The organism is Klebsiella sp. PL-2018 (genome assembly GCF_019048985.1).
Lineage (GTDB): Bacteria > Pseudomonadota > Gammaproteobacteria > Enterobacterales > Enterobacteriaceae > Klebsiella > Klebsiella michiganensis.
In genome coordinates, this window is sequence record NZ_CP077673.1 from 123,437 (window position 1) to 143,498 (window position 20,062).

A 20,062-nucleotide genomic window follows, 5' to 3' on the forward strand; every position below is an offset into this window, starting at 1 on the left:
GGAAAAAAGATGAAAGCGGCAAAAACACTCTTTCCCCTGTTGCTGGCGCTCGCGGGCGTTCATAGCGCTATCGCCGATGATATTAATACTGGCCAGGTTGAGCTGGATATGACCGGTACAATCGTCGCGGAAAGCTGCGATATCGACACCGCCAGCCAGAACCAGACTATCCATATCGGCGATTTCAGCGCCGGGATATTTAAAAACGTCGGCGATACCTCGGAGTGGAAGCAGTTTGATATCAAATTAAATAACTGCACCTCGGCGATCAGCCAGTCGACGGTGGCCTTTAGCGGCACGTCGGACGGCAGCGACCCATCGCTGTTAGCCCTCTCCGATACCTCCGGCGGCGGCGGAATGGCCAGCGGCGTGGCGATTGAGCTGCTGGACAGCAGTATGAACGCGATTGCGATTAACAGTACCGATAACGGGTACCCGATTACCCAGGGCAATAACGATCTGACGTTTCGCCTGCGCTATAAAGCTACCGCGGTGCCGGTTACGCCCGGCAACGCCTCTTCGGTACTCTATTTTGATGTGAGCTATCAATAATGAAAAAGACGATCCTGCTGTTATCGCTATCCGGCTTGTCCTGCTCAGCGCTGGCCCACGACGGCACCGTAAACATTACTGGCACGATCCAGGGAAACACCTGCACCGTGACCACCGATACCGCGAACCAGCAGGTGACCCTGGGCGACATTGCGGCGAAACAGTTTACCGCGGCCGGCAGCGCCTCCCAGCCGATAGCGTTCACCATCGGGCTGGAAAACTGCGGCAGCGCGGCGTCGGCGGTCTCATTAACCTTTACCGGCGAGGCGGATACGACCAACAGCGCCCTGCTGGCGTTAACCAGCCAGGCGGGCAGCGCCGCGGGCGTCGGGGTGGCGATCTTAGACAGCCAGCGTACGCTGGTGCCGCTGAACAGCGCCAGCAGGCAGTATACGCTCGACCCGCAGCAAACCAGCCAGAACCTCACCTTTTATGGTGAGATGGTGGCGACGAGCAACCCGGTTACCGCCGGCAGCGTTGACGCCACGACCACCTTTAGCCTGACCTATCAGTAGCCTGTCCATGTTGAGAAAAATCGCTGTACTGCTGGCGCTCAGCGCCTTATCCCTTCAGGCGCAGGCGGGCGTGGTCATCGGGGGAACCCGCTTTATTTATAATGAGGGTAAGCCATCGATATCGTTCCGGGTGATCAATCAATCGCCCTCGCGCTACTTGATTCTGAGCAAAATCGTCGCCGATGGCGACCCGCACGCGGCGGTGCCTTTTGTGGCGACGCCCCCGGTCTTTGCGCTAAACGGCCACAAAGAAAATGAAATTCGCGTGATGTACACCAGCGGCCAGCTGCCGGCGGACCGCGAAAGTCTGTTTTGGGTCACGGTGGCCAATATCCCTCAGGCCGACAGTCAGCAGCAGAATACCCTGCAGATTGCGGTGCGCAGCCGCATGAAGCTGTTTTATCGCCCGAAAGGCATCCAGGGGGATTCACAGCAGGCTTATCGCCAGCTGCGCTGGCAGCGCCAGGGGAAAACGGTAACGGTGCAGAACCCGACGCCGTTTTACGTCACGCTGCTGAATATGCAGGCCAACGGCCAGAGTATCGCCGGGGCCGGGATGGTCGCGCCGCTTTCCAGCCGCTCGGTGGCGTGGTGTCCGGCGCAGGGCGGCTGCGCGCTGCAGTGGCAGACCCTTAACGACTATGGTCGGGCCATGCCGGCCATGCGTATTTCGCCCGATGCGCAGGCCAGGAAGGGGCAATAAGATGCACGCAGAACTCAGGGGAGAGCCGGAAACGGCGGCCTCCCGCTGGCTCCTTATGATGCTGGCGCTGATCCTGCTTGGCGTCATGCATATTGTCCTGCCCAGCACCGGCGGCAGCGGCGCCGATTTACCGGAACCGCTGCTGGTCTGGGGCGTGCTGCTGGTCACGATGGTCGGCTGCGCCTGGTTTTTGCGGCATCAGAGACTGCGCAGCAGCCCGTTCCTGCGCGGCATGGCGCTGGCGGCGTTACTGCTGACGCTGCCCCTGCTCTGGAGCCCCTCCGCCGACTGGCGGCTGGATGCCTTCCCGCGCCTGGCGGGCCTGTGGGCGGGCGTGGCGTTTTATTATCTGCTGCTGAACTGTCGGCTCACGCCGCGTCAGCAGCAGACCGTACTGTGGCTGATCGTCACCGCCACTCTGATTCAGGCGGTTTATGCGCTGGTGGGGATCGGCCATCCGGCTTGGCTGCCGCTGCCGGCGCAGGCGGCGCAGCGCCAGGCCGGACAGTTCGCGATCGGCGTTTTTCTGCAACGCAACGTCACCGGTTCCTTTATTGCCACCGGCGCCGCGGTGCTGCTGTGGCTGACGGTCGACGTCCGCTTTGTCTGCCGCAGCGTCGCGAGGGAGAGATATCGTCAGTGGGGAAGCGCGCTCGGGCTCGGGCTGCTCTACGCCACGCTGACCCTGCTGAAATCCCGCACCGGATGGCTGGGCGGCGTGGTCTGCTGGCTGATGATGGTGACCATTTTTTGCTTCTCGCCGTTACGCCGCTCCGCCGCGCGCGGGGCCCGCTGGCGTGTCGTACTGGCGCCGGTGGCCGGCGTGCTGCTGGGGCTTGCCCTGCTATCGGTCTCGTTACTCAACGCCCTGCATGAACATGACGGCTCGAATCTTGAGCGGGTTTTTATTCTGCAGCAGACCTGGAACATGATACTGCAGCATCCGATCGTCGGCTGGGGCTACGGGGGATACGCCTGGTCCTTTGCCCATTTCGTGGCCGATAGCGTCCCGCCGTTGTCCCGTCGGGTCCCGGGGTTAACCTATCCGCATAATGACCTGCTGTTCTGGTGGGTCGAGGGCGGAGCGGTCGCCCTGCTCGGGCTGCTGGTGCTGGGCGTTAGCGGATTCTGGCTACTGCTGCGCCGCCCCGGCGTACGGCAGCTGGCGCTGCTGGCTTGCCTGATGCCCATTTTGCTGCACACGCAGCTGGAGTATCCGCTGTATCAATCGCCGGTACACTGGTTGTTCGTTCTTATCCTGGTTAACCTGGCCGATCGCTGTCCGTCCGGCGAACAGGCGCCACTGCCCGCATTCACCGCGCCCTCCACGCGGCCGGTACCCTGCGCGCTGATGATCCTGGCCTGCTACGGCGCGCTGCTCACCGGCTGCGCCTTCTGGCAGGGGCACTACCTGACCGCTTTTCAGCAGTCGCCGCAGCGTTTTGCCAGCCGCGTACTGCGGCTGCATGACATCGGCATCGGCAGCGAAAGGCTGCGTAAAGATCGGGCGCTCAGCTATATCATCCGCTATCAGTCGAGCGCTAACGTCGAGGACCTGGAGGCTTTCAACCAGATCGGCAGGCGCTGGATTGCGGTGTGGAACGACGCCGATATGTACAACAATCTTATTAACGTCGAGCGGTATCTTGGGCAACAGAAAAACGCCCGGGCTTTGCGCGAGGAGGCCCGGCGGCTCTATCCTGAGGACCGGCGTTTTTCATCGTAGTGCCGATGCCGGTTATGACCGCGGGCTCAGCGTCGCAGAGGCAGCTGAGCCTTTTTACGTATATTGCGGGTCGGGGCTAAAAAAGCATTGATCGAATATAATTAGCAGTGTAATTATCTCCTGTGGTTTGAAATTGATTTCAAAAATGCCCAACACAGGAGTGTTACCCCATGGACGCACGTAAATGCACTGCCGCAGCGGCTTTACTTCTCGCCTGCACTTCTTCTTTCTGCTACGCCGGCCATACCGGAAAAGTCCGCTTCATTGGCACCGTTGTGGAGTCGGGATGCTGGAACAAGCCCGGTCAAAATGAATTATTCTGTTATCGCGATAAGACCGTTTCTCATTATTCCGCGGCGCACGTCAGCAGCGTTTCGCTGGATGTCAGTAATGCCGTGGTGCAAAAAACATTTCTTGATAAACAAAAGCAGCTTGAACAGTTAACGATTAATTACTATTAAGTTTAATGACATTTAAATATCTTCAGCTCATCGGGTTGAAGATATTTATCTCGTCAGAAAATTAATATGTTAGCAAGAAATTACATAATTTTATTATTCTTACAATCTACGACCACTTTATCGCTGCGAATTTATTGAATCACCACATATTCCTCTATACTATTCCTTATATGTTTTACGCAGAAAAGAAATAATATATGGCTAAGGTGGTTTTATTTCCGCAGATCGCTTCGTCGCTGGAGTGGTTAGAAGGGCATGGTGACACGATTCTTCAGTATGGCTGGAACGTGATTGCCGCTTGTATTCTCTTTTTTATCGGCCGGGTTGTCTCAACTTTATTATCTAAAGGTATCGAGAAAATACTTTTGCGGCGCAGGGTAGATATTACCGTTATCCATTTCTTTGCCGCCCTGGTGCGCTATATCACGCTGGCGTTTGCGGCCATCGCCGCGCTAGGCCGTTTAGGCATAGAAACGTCCTCAATTATTGCGGTCATCGGCGCGGCGGGGCTGGCGGTGGGGCTTGCGCTGCAGGGATCGCTATCAAATTTTGCCGCTGGCGTACTGTTAGTGACGCTACGTCCTTTCCGGGCCGGAAACCTGGTGCAGATCGGCGCCATTACCGGAGTGGTGGAAACCGTACATATATTTTCTACCACCTTGCTCACCGCGGATAATAAAGATGTGGTGATCCCGAACGGTAAAATTATCGCCGACAGCATCGTAAACTATTCGCGCCATCCCTTCCGGCGTATCGATTTGATGATTAGCGTTGGCTACGATAGCCGGATTGCGGAAGTGAAACGCGTTATTCTGGCGGTCATCGATGCTGACAAACGCATCGATCGGCAGCGCGACACCACCGTTCGTCTGGCCGAACTTGATTGATAGGAATTAAAACCTGAAACTGAACAACAAACAACCACCATTTTTGACTCCCGGCCAGCGCTGACGGAGGTCTGGTGATTGTTTGCTTCAATCAGTAATCGCTCATTTATCGGTGATATCGATTAACTGACCGTCTTTTAAACTTTCCCTGCGCTGTGGACGGATCTTCCCTGCATCCGCGCCTAACCGCACATTTTCATCTGCGCCAGCTGCTCATGCCGGGCCATCAGTTCCGCAAGCCGCTGCCCCCGTTTCAGCCCGCCGAAACACATTATCTTCCCGCACAAAATGCACGCCAGTGGGTCCACTTTCAGCAGCCGCTGGTACAGCCCCCGCCATGTCACCTTCCGCGCCGTTTTACGCTGCGTCTCTGTTAACAGATACACGACTTCCAGCACGGCCCGCTTTGACGGACTCAGAAAACCGTAATACCGCACCATCCGGAACCGTTTCTCCGGCACATGCCAGGAAAAGCGTTCCATAAACTCATCCCCGCTCAGCGTCAGCGTCTCCTCCTGCTTTGTCCGGTGACTGCGGTAGCGCATGATAATATCATCCCGCCCGGCGTAGTGCTCCAGCCGGCTCATCGACACCGGGGGCTTCTTAAGGTAAGCCCCGAAGTACATCGCCACGTGCGTGGCGTTGTCCATCACCTTCGACACCCGCACATTCCATTTTCTTCTGTAGTGCCGGTCCAGAAAGCGATTCCAGTCCTGCCTGCAGCGACTTTCTGCAGCCAGGGTTGCCGGTATCTCCAGCCGCCAGAATTCCCGGCGCAGCAGGTCAGTGATACGCCAGCGCCACATCGGCATCACGTTACGGGCGTAAAACTGCACTTTCTTCCAGGTACTGGTGTCAGTAATCCCGCCGGCCGTTGTGGAAAGGTGAATATGCGGATGCCACTGCTGGTCGCGCCCCCAGGTATGGATGACGCTGAAGCAGCCCGGCAGAAAGTCGCCGCGTCGGCCGGTTTCCAGGATAACATCGGCCGCGAGGCGGCTCATTTCGGCGAGCAGCCAGCGGTTATGGTATATCAGGGGCCAGAAGTCACAGGGGACAGTGAAGGTGATATGCTGCCATTCACCGTCGGGCACCAGGGCGAGAAGATACTGTATCCAGACTTCGCCTGCTTTTACGCCGCAGTGGGGGCAGGAGCGGCTTTTACAGCGGAAGCAGACTTTTTTGAGTGGCCACATCCGGGGTCAGGACAGCGCCAGCAGGTGTATCCCATGAGCGTGGTGCCGCAGGCCATGATTTTAGTGACGGCCTCAATGACAGCGGGACGAACAGAACCTTCAGGCTGTTTGTGAAACCAGCTAAGCCAGCGGTTGCCTTGCTGAAAGATATCGGCGAAGCGGGGAAGCATAATCATTTCACAGAAGAAGTGGGAGCTGAAGTTATAACAGTCGCCGAAGGCCATAACAAGTCGCAGCCGTCAGGCTGCCTACTTGGCGCCTCGTCACTTAATTTTACCGTGCGCGTGTGGGTGAAAAACGCCCATTACTGGGATACCTATTACGATCTGCTGGAGAATATTAAAGAGGCGCTGGACGAACATCATATTGCCATTCCTTATCCGCAGATGGATATTCGCGTCGCCGGCACGGTACCGACATTATCCTGATGGCTGAGATGATATGAATCCGAAAGCGATGGGTTGTATGGCTGTCTGTTTCCTGCTGACGGGCTGCGGCAGCGTTATGGGAAGAACCTCTCTGGCGGAGGGCGAAACGTGGTATCCAGGGGTTAAAACGGATATCGCGGTGATCCGCGGTGACAGCGAATATGATTATAATTATCTTCAGGGAACATTATGGACCCTGGATACGCCGCTGTCGTTTATTGGTGATACGCTGATGCTGCCGGTTGATTATTTCCACGGCCCTTGGCTAATTCACTCCAAAAAATAAATATATATTATAAGATGGTGTTTATTCATTATGAGTTCTATTTTACATGTGGCGGTAATGTCACCAAATCGTTATTTCTGTTTGGGACTGAATAGCCTGCATGAACAAAAGGCGATGCCCGCTATTCAACTGCACTTTTGTCACGATCTGAAGTCTTTAAAAGCATTAATGGAGAGCGTTACGCTCTCCGGCGTGCTAATGGAGACGTTTGGTGAGGGAGAAAACATCTACGATGCGTTTGTTTTTGGCGATTATCTAAAAAAGCAGGCCAGGGACATCGCCGTGTTTGTTTTTCGCTCATTCTGGAGCAGCCTTTCCGATTTGCCGCACTATGCGCGCTATCATGTTTCCTCAACTGAAGATGAAATATGGCAATATTTTACACTGATACTGAAGGGCTACCATTGTAATAATTATATCTCCCGCTGGGAGGCCCTGCTGACCCATAAAGAGTATCAAGTTATCAGGATGCTGTGCTGCGGAAAGCAGTATCATCACATAGGGAAATCACTGGGTATTACGATTAAAACCGTGAGCACGCATAAAATCAAAGCGCTGAAAAAACTCGGCGCGCCCAGCATGTCATCTTTAATTCTACAATTTAAACGCTAATGGTCGCGCGCCGCAGGCTGCCGTGGCCAGGCGTTCATAGGCCATCCCCGGATCCCCGCATGCTGCGTATTTATCGCGCCAGCCAACGCCATCTCGCAGCAATAGCATAATCTCTTATTCTCCCTTCCTGTATTCTGCTTTCCTGTTGATGGTGTCCGTAATATATTCTCGCCAGGTTTTAATAAAAACCCCTAATAGGGTGATGAATTTGCGAAGGCTAAACGTGATTCCATGTAACAAAGCAACATGTGAACTGGCTTACATTTTCAACCGCGCTCGCCATTTATAGTGAGCGCCAGTGTTAGGGGGCGTATTCAATCATCATGGCATCCATTAAAGACGTAGCGAAAAGAGCTGGGGTCTCGACGGCGACCGTGTCGCGAGTGCTCAACAATCATCCCAGCGTCGTGCCGGAAACGCGGCAGGCGGTGCGTGATGCGATGGATTATCTCTGCTATGTCCCCAGCAAGAGTTCGTTTCAGCTTAGCGGGAAATGTTCAGGGCTGATTGGTGTGGTTTTGCCTAATCTGGTGAATCCTCACTTCTGCGAACTGTTGGCGACGGTGGAAGAAGAGGCCCGGTATATCGGCAAATCGGTGATCGTTAAAACGCATCAGAATCAGCCGCAGCAGGATAAACATATTATTCAGACCTTAGTGGGGATGGGAATTGACAGCTTGCTATGGGTGCCGACAGAGGCTGAAGCTGAACTTTCAGAATGGTTAAGCATTACCCGGATCCCGGTCGCCGTTGTCACCCAGGTGTCCCGGTTCTTCAATTCCGTATCGATTAACCAGGATCGGGGGGCGGAAAGTATTGCGGAACATTTTATTCATACGGGCCATCTTTCATTTGGCTTTGTTGCCCAGGAAGGGGTGGATAGCCGCAAGGTCTCGTCGTACAGCAAAAAAATAGCGAGTCACGGTTTAAAGCTTGCTAGAGATAATTCGTTCTGGATAGCCAAAGGCGAGGGTGAAAAGATATCAGGCCATATTAGTATTCTTGATGACATTATCGAGAAACTCAGCGAGCCGACGCGAACCTGTACATGTCTGTTAGTGTATAACGATATTGCGGCAAACTATATTATCGATGGGCTAAAAGAAAAGGGCATCTCCGTTCCTGAAGATATTGCAATTGCCAGCTTTGATAATACCCTGCTGGCGCAAACTAAAAAAATCACCAGCGTTGCACAGCCGGTAAATGAAATTGCTCACCTCGCGTTTCAGATGGTGAAACATCAACAGCAGCCGGACAGTATTGAAATGCACGAAATTGTCTCGCGGTTAATTATTCGTGAGAGCAGCGTAAAAATTAATATTACTTCCCTGTAAGGGATTTATGTTTAGAAATGGCGCGACATTTGGCGCCATGGGCTCCTTTTAACAAAAAATAGGTATATTTATGTCTGCTACCGCAATGGAAAAGCCAAGCGCTTATGAAAAGCTGGGGCTGAGGGAGAAGATCGGCTACGGCATGGGTGACGCTGGTTCAGGAATGATATGGAGCGTACTGGCCCTCTATCTTACGTGGTTTTATACCGATGTATATGGCCTGAACGCCGGGGTGGTGGGCACATTATTCCTGGTTATCCGCATCTTTGACGCTTTTAGCGATCCGCTGATGGGGGCCATCTGCGACCGCACCGTGACGCGCTGGGGAAAATTCCGTCCATGGATATTATGGATGGCTTTTCCGTTTGGTCTGGGCGCGGTACTGATGTTCACGACCCCAGAACTGAGCATGAACGGCAAGATTGTCTATGCCTGGGTTACCTATCTGGTCATGTCGCTGATTTATACCGCGATTAATATTCCCTATTGCTCGGTCGGCGGCGTCATTACGCTCAATCAGAAAGAGCGCATGGGCTGCCTGTCGTGGCGCTTTTTCCTTAATGGCCTGGCAACATTAATTATCTCCTCCTCTATTCTGCCGTTAACGGACTGGCTGGGTAACGGCGACCGCGCCTCAGGTTTCCAGCTAACCATGATCATTATGGGCGGTGCGGCAACGCTGATGTTCCTGTTCTGCTTTTCCAGCATTAAAGAGCGGGTGGTGTCGGTTAAGCAAAACGAGTCGTTGAAGAAAGACCTGCGGGATATTATCAAAAACGATCAGTGGCTCTTGATGATCACTATTACCTTCCTGAACGTTTTCCCGGCATTTATCCGCGGCGGCGTCACTATCTATTATGCTACTTACGTCATGAAAGAGTCGGTCGGATTTATTACCTTCTTTATGGCGCTGGGCGTGGCCTGTAATATGCTGGGCAGCGTGCTTGCCAAACCGCTGACCGATCGCTTTGATAAGCTGGCGCTGTTCCGCATTATTAATATTATTCTCGGCATTCTCTCATTTGCGCTGTGGTTTGTTGATCCGCAATCCCTGACCCCGCTGATGACGCTATTCATCATTATTAACGTTCTGCATTTAATTCAGTCTGGCCCCATTCTGTGGGCAATGATGTCCGATGTCGATGACTACGGCGACTGGAAATTTGGTAAACGCCTGACCGGCATCTCCTTCGCGGGAAACCTGTTTATGCTCAAAATGGGGCTGGCGGTCGCCGGCGCTATCGTCGCCTGGATTCTGGCGTTTACCGGCTATGTCGCGAATGAGCCGCAGCAAAATTCGCAGACCATTCAAGGCATTATCATGATGTTTTCACTGCTGCCGATGGTGAGTTATTTCATCAGCGCGTATCTGGTGCGCTACTTCAAGCTGAATAACGCGTTCCTTGAGAAAATCAAAACGGATCTTGCAAAACGTGAGCTGGAAAAAGGTCGCGGTCAACCACAGGAGGTTCAGGATGTCCCTGTCATTTAATATTAAACAAGGTCAGCGCATTGATTTGTGGCTGAAAGCGTCCGAACCGGCGGCGCAACCCCTGTTTTCTATTCGCGTGAACGGTCAGGTTGTATTTAAGATTCAGGAGGCGCCGCGCTACTTCCAGTATTTTACCTGGACCTCGTTTCAGGACGGCGTTGCCACCCTGGAGTGGCTGCCGGAATATAGCGAGATATCGCTTTGTTACACCTGGCATCCGGATTCACTGCGCGCGCGCGGCGTTACCTTTATCGCGACAGCCGGGCAGGATTTGCGCCTGATGAGCGGTCAGGATATTGCTGACGAGTATCTGCGGGAGCCGCTGCGTCCGGCATTGCATTTCTCGCCCCGTACCGGCTGGATGAACGACCCTAACGGGCTGCACTACAAGAACGGCGAGTGGCATCTGTTTTACCAGTATCATCCGCACTCCAACCAATGGGGCCCCATGCACTGGAATCATGCGGTGAGCCGCGATCTGTATCACTGGCGGCATTATCCGGTTTTCCTCCAGCCAGAGCAGAATCTTTTGGCGCTGGGCGCGACGGGCGGCGCGTTTTCCGGCAGCGCGTATATTGATAAACAAGGAAAAACCCGCTTCTGGTATACCGAACGGCTCCCGGCTTACGATCTGTATCGCGGCTACCGGGAAGTGCAGAAAATGGCCGTTGCGCACGACGACTACGATAAGCCGGAATGGGTGAAAACCGTCTTAACCGACCTGCCTGCGGGCGTGGACTGCGATTTCCGCGATCCAAAAGTGTGGTACGAAGAGGCCGATGCCACTTTTTATATGATCCTCGGCGCGTCGGTAAACGGCGATCCGGCGATGCTGCTCTTTCACTCTGCGGATAGTGAACGCTGGACGTTCCATCATGTGCTGTATGTCGCTCCCGGCTATTTTCGCGAAAACGGCGGTCGCTGCGTCGAATGCCCGGATTTCTTCTGCATGGATGGCGTATGGGTATTAATTATCGGCGTCGTTGGCTATACGGAGCCGACAACCGGGCGGCATAATTTGCTTTTTGCCCAGACCGGTACTTTCCGGAACGGCTATTTCACGCCGTCCGAGGAGCCGCTACAGACTTTAGATTTCGGTACGGATTTCTACGCCCTGCAAACCTGGGGCGAGGACGACCGAAGAATCGGCTTTGCCTGGTTATATAACTGGGCGACGCAGAAACCGGTGGATTCCGCTTACTCGGGGGAAATGTCGCTCCCGCGTCGCTTTCATCTCAATGAGCAGCAGCGGCTATGCATGATGCCGGAGCTGCCGCCGGAATCATTGGTCGTCAGCCGCCATGCGCTGGATGACGGTGATATCTGGGTTAATGAGAAAGGCTGTAAAGCCGGCATTGTAACCTTTATGCCTGCCGGTGGTTTCCGTTTGACGTTAACGGGCGATAGCGGCCAGCAAATCATCCTCGAACAGGAGGGTAAAAATCTGACGCTATATGAAAAAGGCCGGGACGATGGGCGTTACCGCGCGCCGGTGGCCGGCGTCAGCGACGTCACCCTGTGTTTTGATGCCGGGATTGTTGAGGTCTTCGCAAATCAGGGCAGCGTATGCGGTACGCGACGCTATTACTCATGCAGTCAGCTCACCCGGATCCAGCTCTCCGGCGCGCCGGCACAGCTTACGCAATATCGCTCGACGTATTCGCAGGAATAAGCAAAGTCAAATTTAAGCGTTGATGTTCGATTTCTTATTATCATTAGAGGCGGTTTTTCATGGTACGTAAAAATTATTATGATGTTACGCAGTGGCACGTCGGCAACCCGTATGAGGATATTGGCGAAGTCATTAACAGTATTCTCGCCGATATTAAATCGCGACAAACTGAAACCGATATTAACGACGGGGGTAAACCGGGCGCCGCGATTTATATTCCGCCCGGCGATTATCATCTGAAGACGCAGGTCTTAATTGATATCAGTTATTTAAAAATTATGGGTTCCGGGCATGGTTTTGTCTCCTCGAGCATTCGCTTTAATACGCCGGCGGACGAGTGGGCGAATTTGCACGATATATGGCCGGGCGGGAGCCGTATCCTGGTCGATCTCTGCCCGCAGCCCGGCGATGAAGAACACGCTGGTGCTGCATTTTACGTGAAACGCAGCGGGGCGCCGCGTATCAGTTCGGTGGCGTTCGAAAACTTCTGTATTGATGGTTTGCACTTTGTTGATGATGGGCTGGGAAACAACGACCCGGAAAATACCTATACGAACGGCAAAACTGGGATTTATATCGCCAGCGCACAGGACGCTTTCCGCATTACCGGGATGGGATTTATCTATCTGGAGCATGGCCTCACCACGTACAATAGCGATGCAATGGCGATCCATAATAACTTTATCGCCGAATGCGGTAACTGTATCGAGCTGCGTGGCGCCGGGCAGGCTTCAAAAATAACCGATAACCTGATTGGCGCGGGCTATAAAGGCTATTCTATTTACGCGCAAAACTTCGGGGGGTTATTGATTTCTACCAACAATATTTTCCCCCGTGGCGCAAGCAGCGTGCACTTATCGGGCGTGGTCCGCTCTAGCATCACCAGCAATCGATTCCATTCATTTTATCCGGGAATGCTCGTTCTCGAGAACAACTGTGCGGAGAATCTGATCTCGGCAAACCATTTCTTGCGCGATCGTGAACCCTGGCCGCCGATGCAGGCCTATGACAACGGCCTGGATGATGCCTATGGCTTGCTGCATATAAACGGCAGTAATAATTCGGTTATTGCTAATCATATTTCCGAAACGATTGATGTCCAGTATCTCAAGCCGCAGGGAATAAAACCGGTCATCATCCGCCTTGTTTCCGGCAAAGGGAATTATATTGCGAATAACCATATCGTGGCGACCACGGAGACGTCAGCGGCGCAGGCGCAGCCCTCCGAAGAGGATGCCTGCTTTGCGGCGCAGGTCAGCGCTTTGCTGACGACGGCCAGGTTAAAAGAACTCGATGCGGTCGCCGTGCAGGTAGAAAAAGAATCCGCGCAAAACACGATACTTGATAGCGGCAGTGACGCACAGGTGGTCATAGACCGAGCGCGTAATGCCTTCAGGGCGACACCGGTTGCTGGAAATTAATATTCACTCTGTTTGTTAATCCGTATAGCGAATGACGTTATTTAAGGAGGCAGATTACACGTTATTTCATTCATTCTTCTGCTAAATAAAAATCAAAATATAAAAGGTGAATATTTTTATTCACCTTATCCCACCTTTTACCTCTGGGAAAATAAAAATGAATAACACAACATTATCAATAGCGCTAGGCTTGTGTTTAATAACGGGATCGGCGGTCGGGAAAAATAATCAACTGACGCTGGAACAACGAATGGAACAGCTTGAAGCGCGGCTTGCCGCCGCGGAAAGCCGGGCGACGGTAGCGGAAGGCCAGGTGCGGGATTTACAGGCGAAGCAGAATGCCGCGATTCAGGCGGCGCAAACCCGTGTGCCGGTAAACAGCGCGGCGGCAACCGCGGAGAGTAAAAAGAATCTTAGCGTCCCGGAGCTGAAATTATCCGGCTATGGCGATCTGAAAATCTACGGCGACGTGGAGTTCAACATGGACGCGGAAAGCAAACACGGCCTGCTGGCGATGACCAACGCCGATGTCGGCAGCGATCCCACCTACGATAAGTGGGATTTAAACGGCCGTATCCTGCTCGGCTTCGACGGTATCCGCAAAACGGATAACGGCTATTTTGCCGGTTTCTCTGTCCAGCCGCTGGCGGATATGACCGGCTCGATGAACCTCGACGACGCGGTATTCTTCTTTGGTCAGGAGAACGACTGGAAGGTGAAAGTGGGGCGCTTTGAAGCGTACGATATGTTCCCGCTGAATCAGGACACCTTCGTCGAGCACTCCGGTAATACCGCCAACGACCTCTACAGCGACGGCCATGGCTATATCTATATGATGAAAGAGGGTCGCGGCCGCTCTGACGCAGGCGGCAACTTCCTGCTGAGCAAGCAGCTTGATAACTGGTATTTTGAGCTCAACACCCTGCTGGAAGACGGTACGTCGCTGTACGACAACGGTGGCTACCATGGTCGCGATATGGAGCAGAAAAAGAACGTCGCCTATTTGCGCCCGGTGGTGTCATGGGCGAAAGACGAATTTTCCGTTGCCGCGGCCATGGAAGCGAACGTGGTGCAGAACGCCTACGGCTATAAAGATGCCCAGGGCAACTTTATCGATCAGTCGGGGCGCACCGGCTATGGCCTGACTATGACCTGGAACGGCCTGAAGCGCGACCCGGAGGACGGGGTGGTGGTGAATCTGAACACCGCTTATATGGACGCCAGCAACGAACAGGATTTGACCGCCGGGGTGAACGCGCTGTGGCGGCGCTTCGAGCTGGGATATATCTACGCGCATAACAAAATCAGCGATTATGCCGGGGTGATTTGCGATAACGACTGCTGGATTAAGGATGAAGGCACCTACAATATTCATACCTTCCACGCGTCGTATCAAATTCCGAACGTGATGAATATGCAGAACTTTAATATCTATCTCGGCGCCTATTACTCCATTCTGGATAGCGACGAGAAGCTGAGCCAGGGGGATGATGACGATCGCTACGGCGCGCGGGTGCGCTTTAAGTACTTCTTCTAAGCGCTTGAAACGGCTGCCCCGCTCAGCACAACGGGGCAGCCATAGTTTTACTCCAGATAAAACACCTCTTTAAGCTCCGCGCTTACCGGACTGTTGTCCGGATTGGCAGGCATCACATCGCGCATATGCTGCCACCAGCGCTGGCATACCTCGGTCCCGGCGACGGCGTCCCAGCGCGCTTCGGATTCAATCTCCACCGTGGCGAACAGCAGATGGCGCTCTTTATCGAGATAAATCGCGTAGTGGTGCGCGCCGTGGGCTTTCAGCACCGCTTCCAGCTCCGGCCAGATGGGGTTATGACGGCGCTGATACTCTTCATGCGCGTCCGGGTTTACCTGCATCACGAAAGCTTTGCGGATCATAATGCCTCCAGATAGAGTTCGCGGACTTCATCGCGGCTGGCGGTGCGCGGATTGCACGGCGCGCACGGGTCGGCCAGCGCTTTATCCAGCCAGCCTTCAATATCGGCTTTGCTGACGCCAAGCTGGCTGAAGCCTTGCGGAATGCCGACGCGTTTGCTCAGCGCGCGGATGGCGTTGATGGCCTCCATGCTGGCCGCTTCATCGCTCATACCGCGGGTATCGACGCCCATCGCCTGCGCCACGCGCGCGAAGCGGGCAACCGCGTTCGGCCGGTTAAAGTTTTCGATGATCGGCAGCAGGATGGCGTTGCACACGCCGTGCGGCAGGTTGTGGGTAGCGCCCGGCTGATGGGCCAGCGCGTGCACCAGGCCGAGGCCGGCGCTGTTAAACGCCATGCCCGCCAGATACTGGCCAAACGCCATCTGCTCGCGGGCTTCAAGGTGGTGTCCATCGTCGACGGCTTGCGGCAGCCACAGGTTGATCAGGCGAATCGCTTCCAGAGCGTTGGCATCGGTCAGCGGGTGCGCGCCCACGGAAACAAAGGCTTCAATGGCGTGGGTCAGCGCGTCCATGCCGGTGGCGGCGGTAATGGACGGCGGGATATCCAGCATCACGCTGGCGTCATCGACGGCGATATCGGGAATGATATTGGGGTCGATAATCACCTCTTTTACCTGGCGCTCGGCGTCGATAATAACCGCGTTGCTGGTCATCTCCGCCGCGGTACCGGCGGTCGTGTTGATGGCCACCAGCGGCACGCCGGCGTTTTTCACTTTGCCGACGCCGGAGTAGGCGGTCGATGGCCCCGGGTTGGCGGTGAGGATTTTTATCGCTTTGGCGGTATCAATCGGGCTGCCGCCGCCGAAGGCGATAAGGTAATCACACCCGGCCTCGCGATACGCCGCGTAGCCTTTTTGCACCAGCGCTTCCGTTGGGTTAGGGAACACCTCGTCAAACAGATGGTAAGACATCTGCTGTTCATCCAGGGCGGTAAACAGGCTGTCGAGCAGCCCCAGCTTCACCAGCTGACCGTCGGTGACGATCAGCGCTTTGCCCCAGCGTTTACCCGCCACCAGCTTGACCATATCGCCGATTGCGCCCGCGCCGTGGAGGCTGATTTTGGGCAGTGCCAACATAAAACTCATGATAATTCTCCTTAATGTTGATTTTGGGTAATCCGTTTCCCTTCACCCGCCCCCGGGTCGCGGCTGGCGCCTTACCCGGGCTACACGTACCGGTCAGATTAGGGTGAAGGGGAAATTAAATTCGTCTTCGCTGCATCATCCGCCGGGTAATAATCGGCAGCGAGATCACCACGATCAGCATCGCGCCGATGATGATCGACATCACGATCCCCGGCACGTTGAGCAGGCTCAGGCCAAACGTCACCAGCCCCATCAGGAAGGCGGCGATAATCACCCCCACCATGCTGCCGGAGCCGCCGAGAATATTGACGCCGCCGAGCACCGCCATCGTGACGACCGCCAGCTCCCAGCCCATCGCCAGCGTCGGGCGGGTGCTGCCGAGCCTCGAGGTCAGCAGGACCGCCGCCAGCCCGGCCATCAGCCCGACCAGCGCGAACAGCACCAGATTGTGGCGCTTGACGTTGATTCCGGAGAACCAGGCTCCGGTCGGGTTATTGCCGATGGCGTAGGTCCGGCGGCCAAAGTTGGTTTTATGCAGCAGGAAGGTAAAGGCGGCGGCGAGGAGGATAAACAGCGCGAACTCAAAAGAGAGCGCCCCCCACACGTAGCCCTGGCCGAACCAGGCGAAGCTGTCCGGGTAGTGATTGAGCGCCTTGTCGCCCAGCAGAATGTAGGTTATTCCGCGATACAGGCTCATGGTGCCGATGGTGATCACAATCGACGACAGGTTAAAGCGCGTCACCAGGATACCGTTGAACAGGCCGCACAGCAGCCCCACGCCCAGCCCGACGGCCACCAGCAGCGGCGTATCCATACCCGCCGCCGCGCAGAAGCCCATCGCCGTTGAGCTCAGCGCCATCGTCGAGGCTACCGAAAGGTCGATCTCTCTGGCGATAATCAGCATCGCCATCGGCAGCACGATGATCGCTTTTTCGGTAAAGTTAAACGTGGCGTCCGACAGGTTCCAGATATTAAGGAAGTAGGGTGACGCCAGGGCGTTAACCACGAATACCGCCAGGGTTACCGCCAGCAGAAACCCTTCCCAGCACAGCAAGCGGCGCAGCGGCGACGGCGCGGCCGGGGCGCTTTTCATCTCTTCAGACATCATTATTTTGCTCATGATTTCACCGCCTGTTTCTGCCGCGCCAGCGCCGCGTTGCGCAGGATTAATCGTCCGCTACCTTTATTACCGCGTTCGTTAAGCAGCACCGCAATGACGATCACCGCGCCGGAAATGGCCATTTGCCAGAACGGCGAAATGCCAATCACCGGCAGCGCGTTATTGATAACGCCGAGGAACAGCGCGCCGCACAGGCAGCCGAGCACGCGACCGGTTCCGCCCATGGTGCTGATGCCGCCGATGACGCAGGCGGCGACCACCTGCAGTTCAAAACCGTTGGCGACATCGACATAGGCGACGGCGAAGCGCGAGATCCACAGATAGCCGCAGAACCCGGCCAGCGCGCCGGAGAGGCAGAAGCTGACAAACTGCATTTTCCCGGCGTTAATCCCGGTGTAGTACGCCGCCGTCGCGTTGCCGCCCGCGGTGTACAAGGCCCGGCCGGTGCGGCTGTAGCGGAGGAAATAGCCCACCAGCAGCAGCGCGGCGATGGCGCACCAACTCAGCAGCGGCAGCCCCAGCAGCGAGGCGCGCGGCAGGCCGAGAAAATCGGCGCTCATCTGGTGCGAGTTAACCCAGCCGCCGTCGGAAAGCAGGAAGATAATCCCGCGATAAATACTCATGGTGCCCAGCGTGACCACGATGGCCGGAATGCCGAGCCGCCAGACCAGCAGGCCGTTAATCATCCCCATCAGCAGGCCAAGCAGGGTCGCCAGCGCCAGCAGCGCCGCCACCGGGATACCCGGATAGTGGGCGTTGAGCAGCGCGACGATCATCCCGGTCAGCGCCAGATTGGCGGCCATCGACAGATCGATGCCTTCGGTGAGCAGTACCATCATCTGGCCGAGGGCGAGGACGATCAGAATGGCGGTGTCGTTAAACATCTCCACCAGATTGCCCGGCGAGACGAACGACGGCGCCCGGCTGCCGATAGCGCCGATCAGCAAAACGATCACCGCCGCCAGCAGCGCTTCGCGGTGTTTAAGCAGTTGTTTACCCATTACGCTGCCTCCCGACCGGCGCCGCTGGCGGCGCTGACGATGGTTTCCGCCGTCGCTTCACCGGCGCGATACTCGGCCACCATCAGCCCTTCGTGCATCACGATAATCCGGTCGGCCATGCCCATCACTTCCGGCAGCTCCGAAGAGACCATAATGACCGCCAGCCCCTGGCTGACCAGCTCGGACATAAACTGGTGCACCGCCGCTTTGGAGCCGATATCGATGCCTTTGGTCGGTTCGTCGAGGATAATCACCTCGGGATGGGTCGCCAGCCATTTGCCGATCACCACTTTTTGCTGATTGCCGCCGGAAAGGGTCTCCACCGGCTGCCGCCAGCTAAAGGCCTTAACCTGCAGGCGCGAGGCGTACTCGTCCGCCAGCCGCCATTCGCGGGCGTCGTTAAGCACGCCGCCGGGGTTCAGTTTGCTGAGCTGCGGCAGGCTGATGTTCTGGGCGATCGGCAGGGCGATAATTGCTCCCTGCTTCTGCCGCTCTTCCGGCACGCAGACGATACCGGCGCCGATCGCGTCGGCCGGCTGGCGAAAGCGCATCGGTTTTCCCTTCAGCACGATATCGCCGGAAGAGGGATGCGAGACTCCGGAGAGCGCCTGCATCAGCTCGGTGCGCCCGGCGCCCACCAGCCCGTAAAAGCCAAGGATCTCCCCTTTGCGCAGGCTGAAGCTGATATGGGCGAACTCGGTGGGGTGGCAGAGGTCTTTCACCTCCAGCACCGTTTCCCCTGGGATACAATCGACTTTCGGGTAGGTTTGGGTAATCGCGCGGCCCACCATCATCGCCACCATCCGCTCTTCGGTGATGTCGTTAATCGCACCGGAGCTGACGTACACGCCGTCGCGCAGAATGGTGTAGTAGTCCGCCAGCTCGAAAATCTCATCGAACTTATGCGAAATAAACAGGATCGCTTTGCCGTCCTGCTTCAGGCGCTCAACGATCTGATAGAACTCCAGAATTTCATGCTGCGAGAGCGCGGCGGTCGGCTCATCGAGGATCACCACCTGAGCTTCAAAGGAGAGCGCCCGGGCGATGGCGACCATATGGCGCTGGGCGATACTGAGGGTTTTCAGCGTCGCGCGCGGGTCAATCTGTACCTCGAGGCGGGTGAGAATTTCGCTGGCTTTGCGGTGCATGGCGGGCCAGTCGAGCTTCTTCAGCAGGCCGCGATGCAGATACTGGCCGACGAAGATATTTTCGGTGACCGAGAGTTCGTCGAACAGCACGGTTTCCTGATGAATCGCGGTGATCCCGACCTTATGCGCCGACTCCGGGTTCGGCAGTTGGATAGGGATCGCTTTATAGAGAATCTCGCCCTCTTCGGGCTGATAAATGCCGGTCATCACTTTGACCAGCGTCGATTTCCCCGCGCCGTTTTCGCCGATTAAAGCGGTCACTTTGCCGGGCCAGAGATCGAGCTGTACGTTTTCAAGGGCGCGCACACCGGGAAAAATCTTGGTGATGCCCTTCAGCGACAGCAGTGGGGTGGATGCTGACATGATAGTTCTCCGTAAAATCACCCCTCACCCTAACCCTCTCCCCAAAGGGGCGAGGGAACCGTTCAGTGCTCGCTGGCAGCAGTGCGCAGAGGGCCTGACTT

Annotated in this window: 17 protein-coding genes and 3 pseudogenes; 14 read left to right on the plus strand and 6 right to left on the minus strand. The window is 55.6% G+C overall.

Annotated features, from left to right (window positions below):
• Positions 1-9 precede the first annotated feature (9 nt).
• The 6 genes and pseudogenes from MKleb_RS00555 to MKleb_RS00580 all read left to right on the plus strand — a co-directional run.
• Entirely contained in the window at positions 10-552 is a 543-nt protein-coding gene (locus MKleb_RS00555; RefSeq protein ID WP_033836671.1) for a fimbrial protein, read from the plus strand.
• On the plus strand, positions 552-1,067 hold the full coding sequence (locus MKleb_RS00560) for a fimbrial protein (RefSeq protein WP_025106546.1): 516 nt from the start codon (positions 552-554) through the stop codon (positions 1,065-1,067). Before MKleb_RS00555 ends, MKleb_RS00560 begins: the two co-directional genes overlap by 1 nt.
• 7 nt (positions 1,068-1,074) lie before the next feature.
• The gene (locus MKleb_RS00565; protein ID WP_025106547.1) at positions 1,075-1,770 is read left to right on the plus strand and encodes a fimbrial biogenesis chaperone; all 696 of its coding nucleotides are present in this window, start codon (positions 1,075-1,077) and stop codon (positions 1,768-1,770) included.
• Between the two features lies 1 nt (position 1,771).
• Entirely contained in the window at positions 1,772-3,496 is a 1,725-nt protein-coding gene (locus tag MKleb_RS00570; protein ID WP_025106548.1) for a PglL family O-oligosaccharyltransferase, read from the plus strand.
• Positions 3,497-3,666: 170 nt separating this feature from the next.
• Positions 3,667-3,957, plus strand: coding sequence for a hypothetical protein (locus tag MKleb_RS00575; RefSeq protein ID WP_025106549.1), 291 nt, complete (start codon positions 3,667-3,669; stop codon positions 3,955-3,957).
• Positions 3,958-4,154: 197 nt separating this feature from the next.
• Positions 4,155-4,838 (plus strand): annotated as a pseudogene (locus MKleb_RS00580) (mechanosensitive ion channel domain-containing protein); the annotation flags it as partial.
• Positions 4,839-5,026: 188 nt separating this feature from the next.
• On the opposite strand, the pseudogene MKleb_RS00585 reads toward MKleb_RS00580, so the two are convergent.
• Positions 5,027-6,210 (minus strand): annotated as a pseudogene (locus MKleb_RS00585) (IS91 family transposase).
• A gap of 81 nt (positions 6,211-6,291) precedes the next feature.
• Here MKleb_RS00585 and MKleb_RS00590 point away from each other — a divergent pair.
• The 8 genes and pseudogenes from MKleb_RS00590 to MKleb_RS00625 all read left to right on the plus strand — a co-directional run.
• A pseudogene (locus tag MKleb_RS00590) lies at positions 6,292-6,468 on the plus strand (mechanosensitive ion channel protein MscS); the annotation flags it as partial.
• 37 nt (positions 6,469-6,505) lie between these two features.
• The gene (locus MKleb_RS00595) at positions 6,506-6,754 is read left to right on the plus strand and encodes a YceK/YidQ family lipoprotein (protein WP_392388737.1); all 249 of its coding nucleotides are present in this window, start codon (positions 6,506-6,508) and stop codon (positions 6,752-6,754) included.
• A gap of 30 nt (positions 6,755-6,784) precedes the next feature.
• Positions 6,785-7,366 carry a helix-turn-helix domain-containing protein gene (locus tag MKleb_RS00600; protein WP_025106552.1) on the plus strand — a complete coding sequence of 194 codons (582 nt, stop codon included), beginning with the start codon at positions 6,785-6,787 and terminating at the stop codon, positions 7,364-7,366.
• Positions 7,367-7,689: 323 nt separating this feature from the next.
• A complete protein-coding gene (locus MKleb_RS00605; RefSeq protein ID WP_025106553.1) occupies positions 7,690-8,700 on the plus strand; it encodes a LacI family DNA-binding transcriptional regulator in 1,011 nt (336 codons plus the stop codon).
• A 70-nt stretch (positions 8,701-8,770) separates the two neighbouring features.
• Positions 8,771-10,192, plus strand: a complete 1,422-nt coding sequence (locus MKleb_RS00610) for a glycoside-pentoside-hexuronide (GPH):cation symporter (protein WP_025106554.1) — start codon at positions 8,771-8,773, stop codon at positions 10,190-10,192.
• Complete coding sequence (locus MKleb_RS00615) at positions 10,176-11,864, plus strand: glycoside hydrolase family 32 protein (RefSeq protein WP_025106555.1); 1,689 nt, start codon at positions 10,176-10,178, stop codon at positions 11,862-11,864. The genes MKleb_RS00610 and MKleb_RS00615 overlap by 17 nt, the downstream gene beginning before the upstream one ends.
• A 59-nt stretch (positions 11,865-11,923) precedes the next feature.
• On the plus strand, positions 11,924-13,285 hold the full coding sequence (locus tag MKleb_RS00620; protein ID WP_025106556.1) for a NosD domain-containing protein: 1,362 nt from the start codon (positions 11,924-11,926) through the stop codon (positions 13,283-13,285).
• Between the two features lie 157 nt (positions 13,286-13,442).
• Positions 13,443-14,822: a carbohydrate porin gene (locus MKleb_RS00625; RefSeq protein ID WP_217076401.1), complete on the plus strand. Its 1,380-nt coding sequence runs from the start codon at positions 13,443-13,445 to the stop codon at positions 14,820-14,822.
• A gap of 47 nt (positions 14,823-14,869) precedes the next feature.
• Here the strand turns inward: MKleb_RS00625 and rhaM are convergent, their stop codons facing one another.
• The 5 genes from rhaM to MKleb_RS00650 form a co-directional block, all read right to left on the minus strand.
• Complete coding sequence (gene rhaM / locus MKleb_RS00630; RefSeq protein WP_014227413.1) at positions 14,870-15,184, minus strand: L-rhamnose mutarotase; 315 nt, start codon at positions 15,182-15,184, stop codon at positions 14,870-14,872.
• Positions 15,181-16,329, minus strand: a complete 1,149-nt coding sequence (gene fucO / locus MKleb_RS00635) for a lactaldehyde reductase (protein ID WP_025106558.1) — start codon at positions 16,327-16,329, stop codon at positions 15,181-15,183. The genes rhaM and fucO overlap by 4 nt, the downstream gene beginning before the upstream one ends.
• A 115-nt stretch (positions 16,330-16,444) precedes the next feature.
• Complete coding sequence (locus tag MKleb_RS00640) at positions 16,445-17,449, minus strand: ABC transporter permease (protein WP_004855968.1); 1,005 nt, start codon at positions 17,447-17,449, stop codon at positions 16,445-16,447.
• Positions 17,446-18,450, minus strand: coding sequence for an ABC transporter permease (locus MKleb_RS00645; RefSeq protein WP_217076402.1), 1,005 nt, complete (start codon positions 18,448-18,450; stop codon positions 17,446-17,448). Before MKleb_RS00645 ends, MKleb_RS00640 begins: the two co-directional genes overlap by 4 nt.
• Positions 18,450-19,961, minus strand: coding sequence for a sugar ABC transporter ATP-binding protein (locus MKleb_RS00650; protein WP_025106560.1), 1,512 nt, complete (start codon positions 19,959-19,961; stop codon positions 18,450-18,452). Before MKleb_RS00650 ends, MKleb_RS00645 begins: the two co-directional genes overlap by 1 nt.
• Positions 19,962-20,062: the final 101 nt, after the last annotated feature.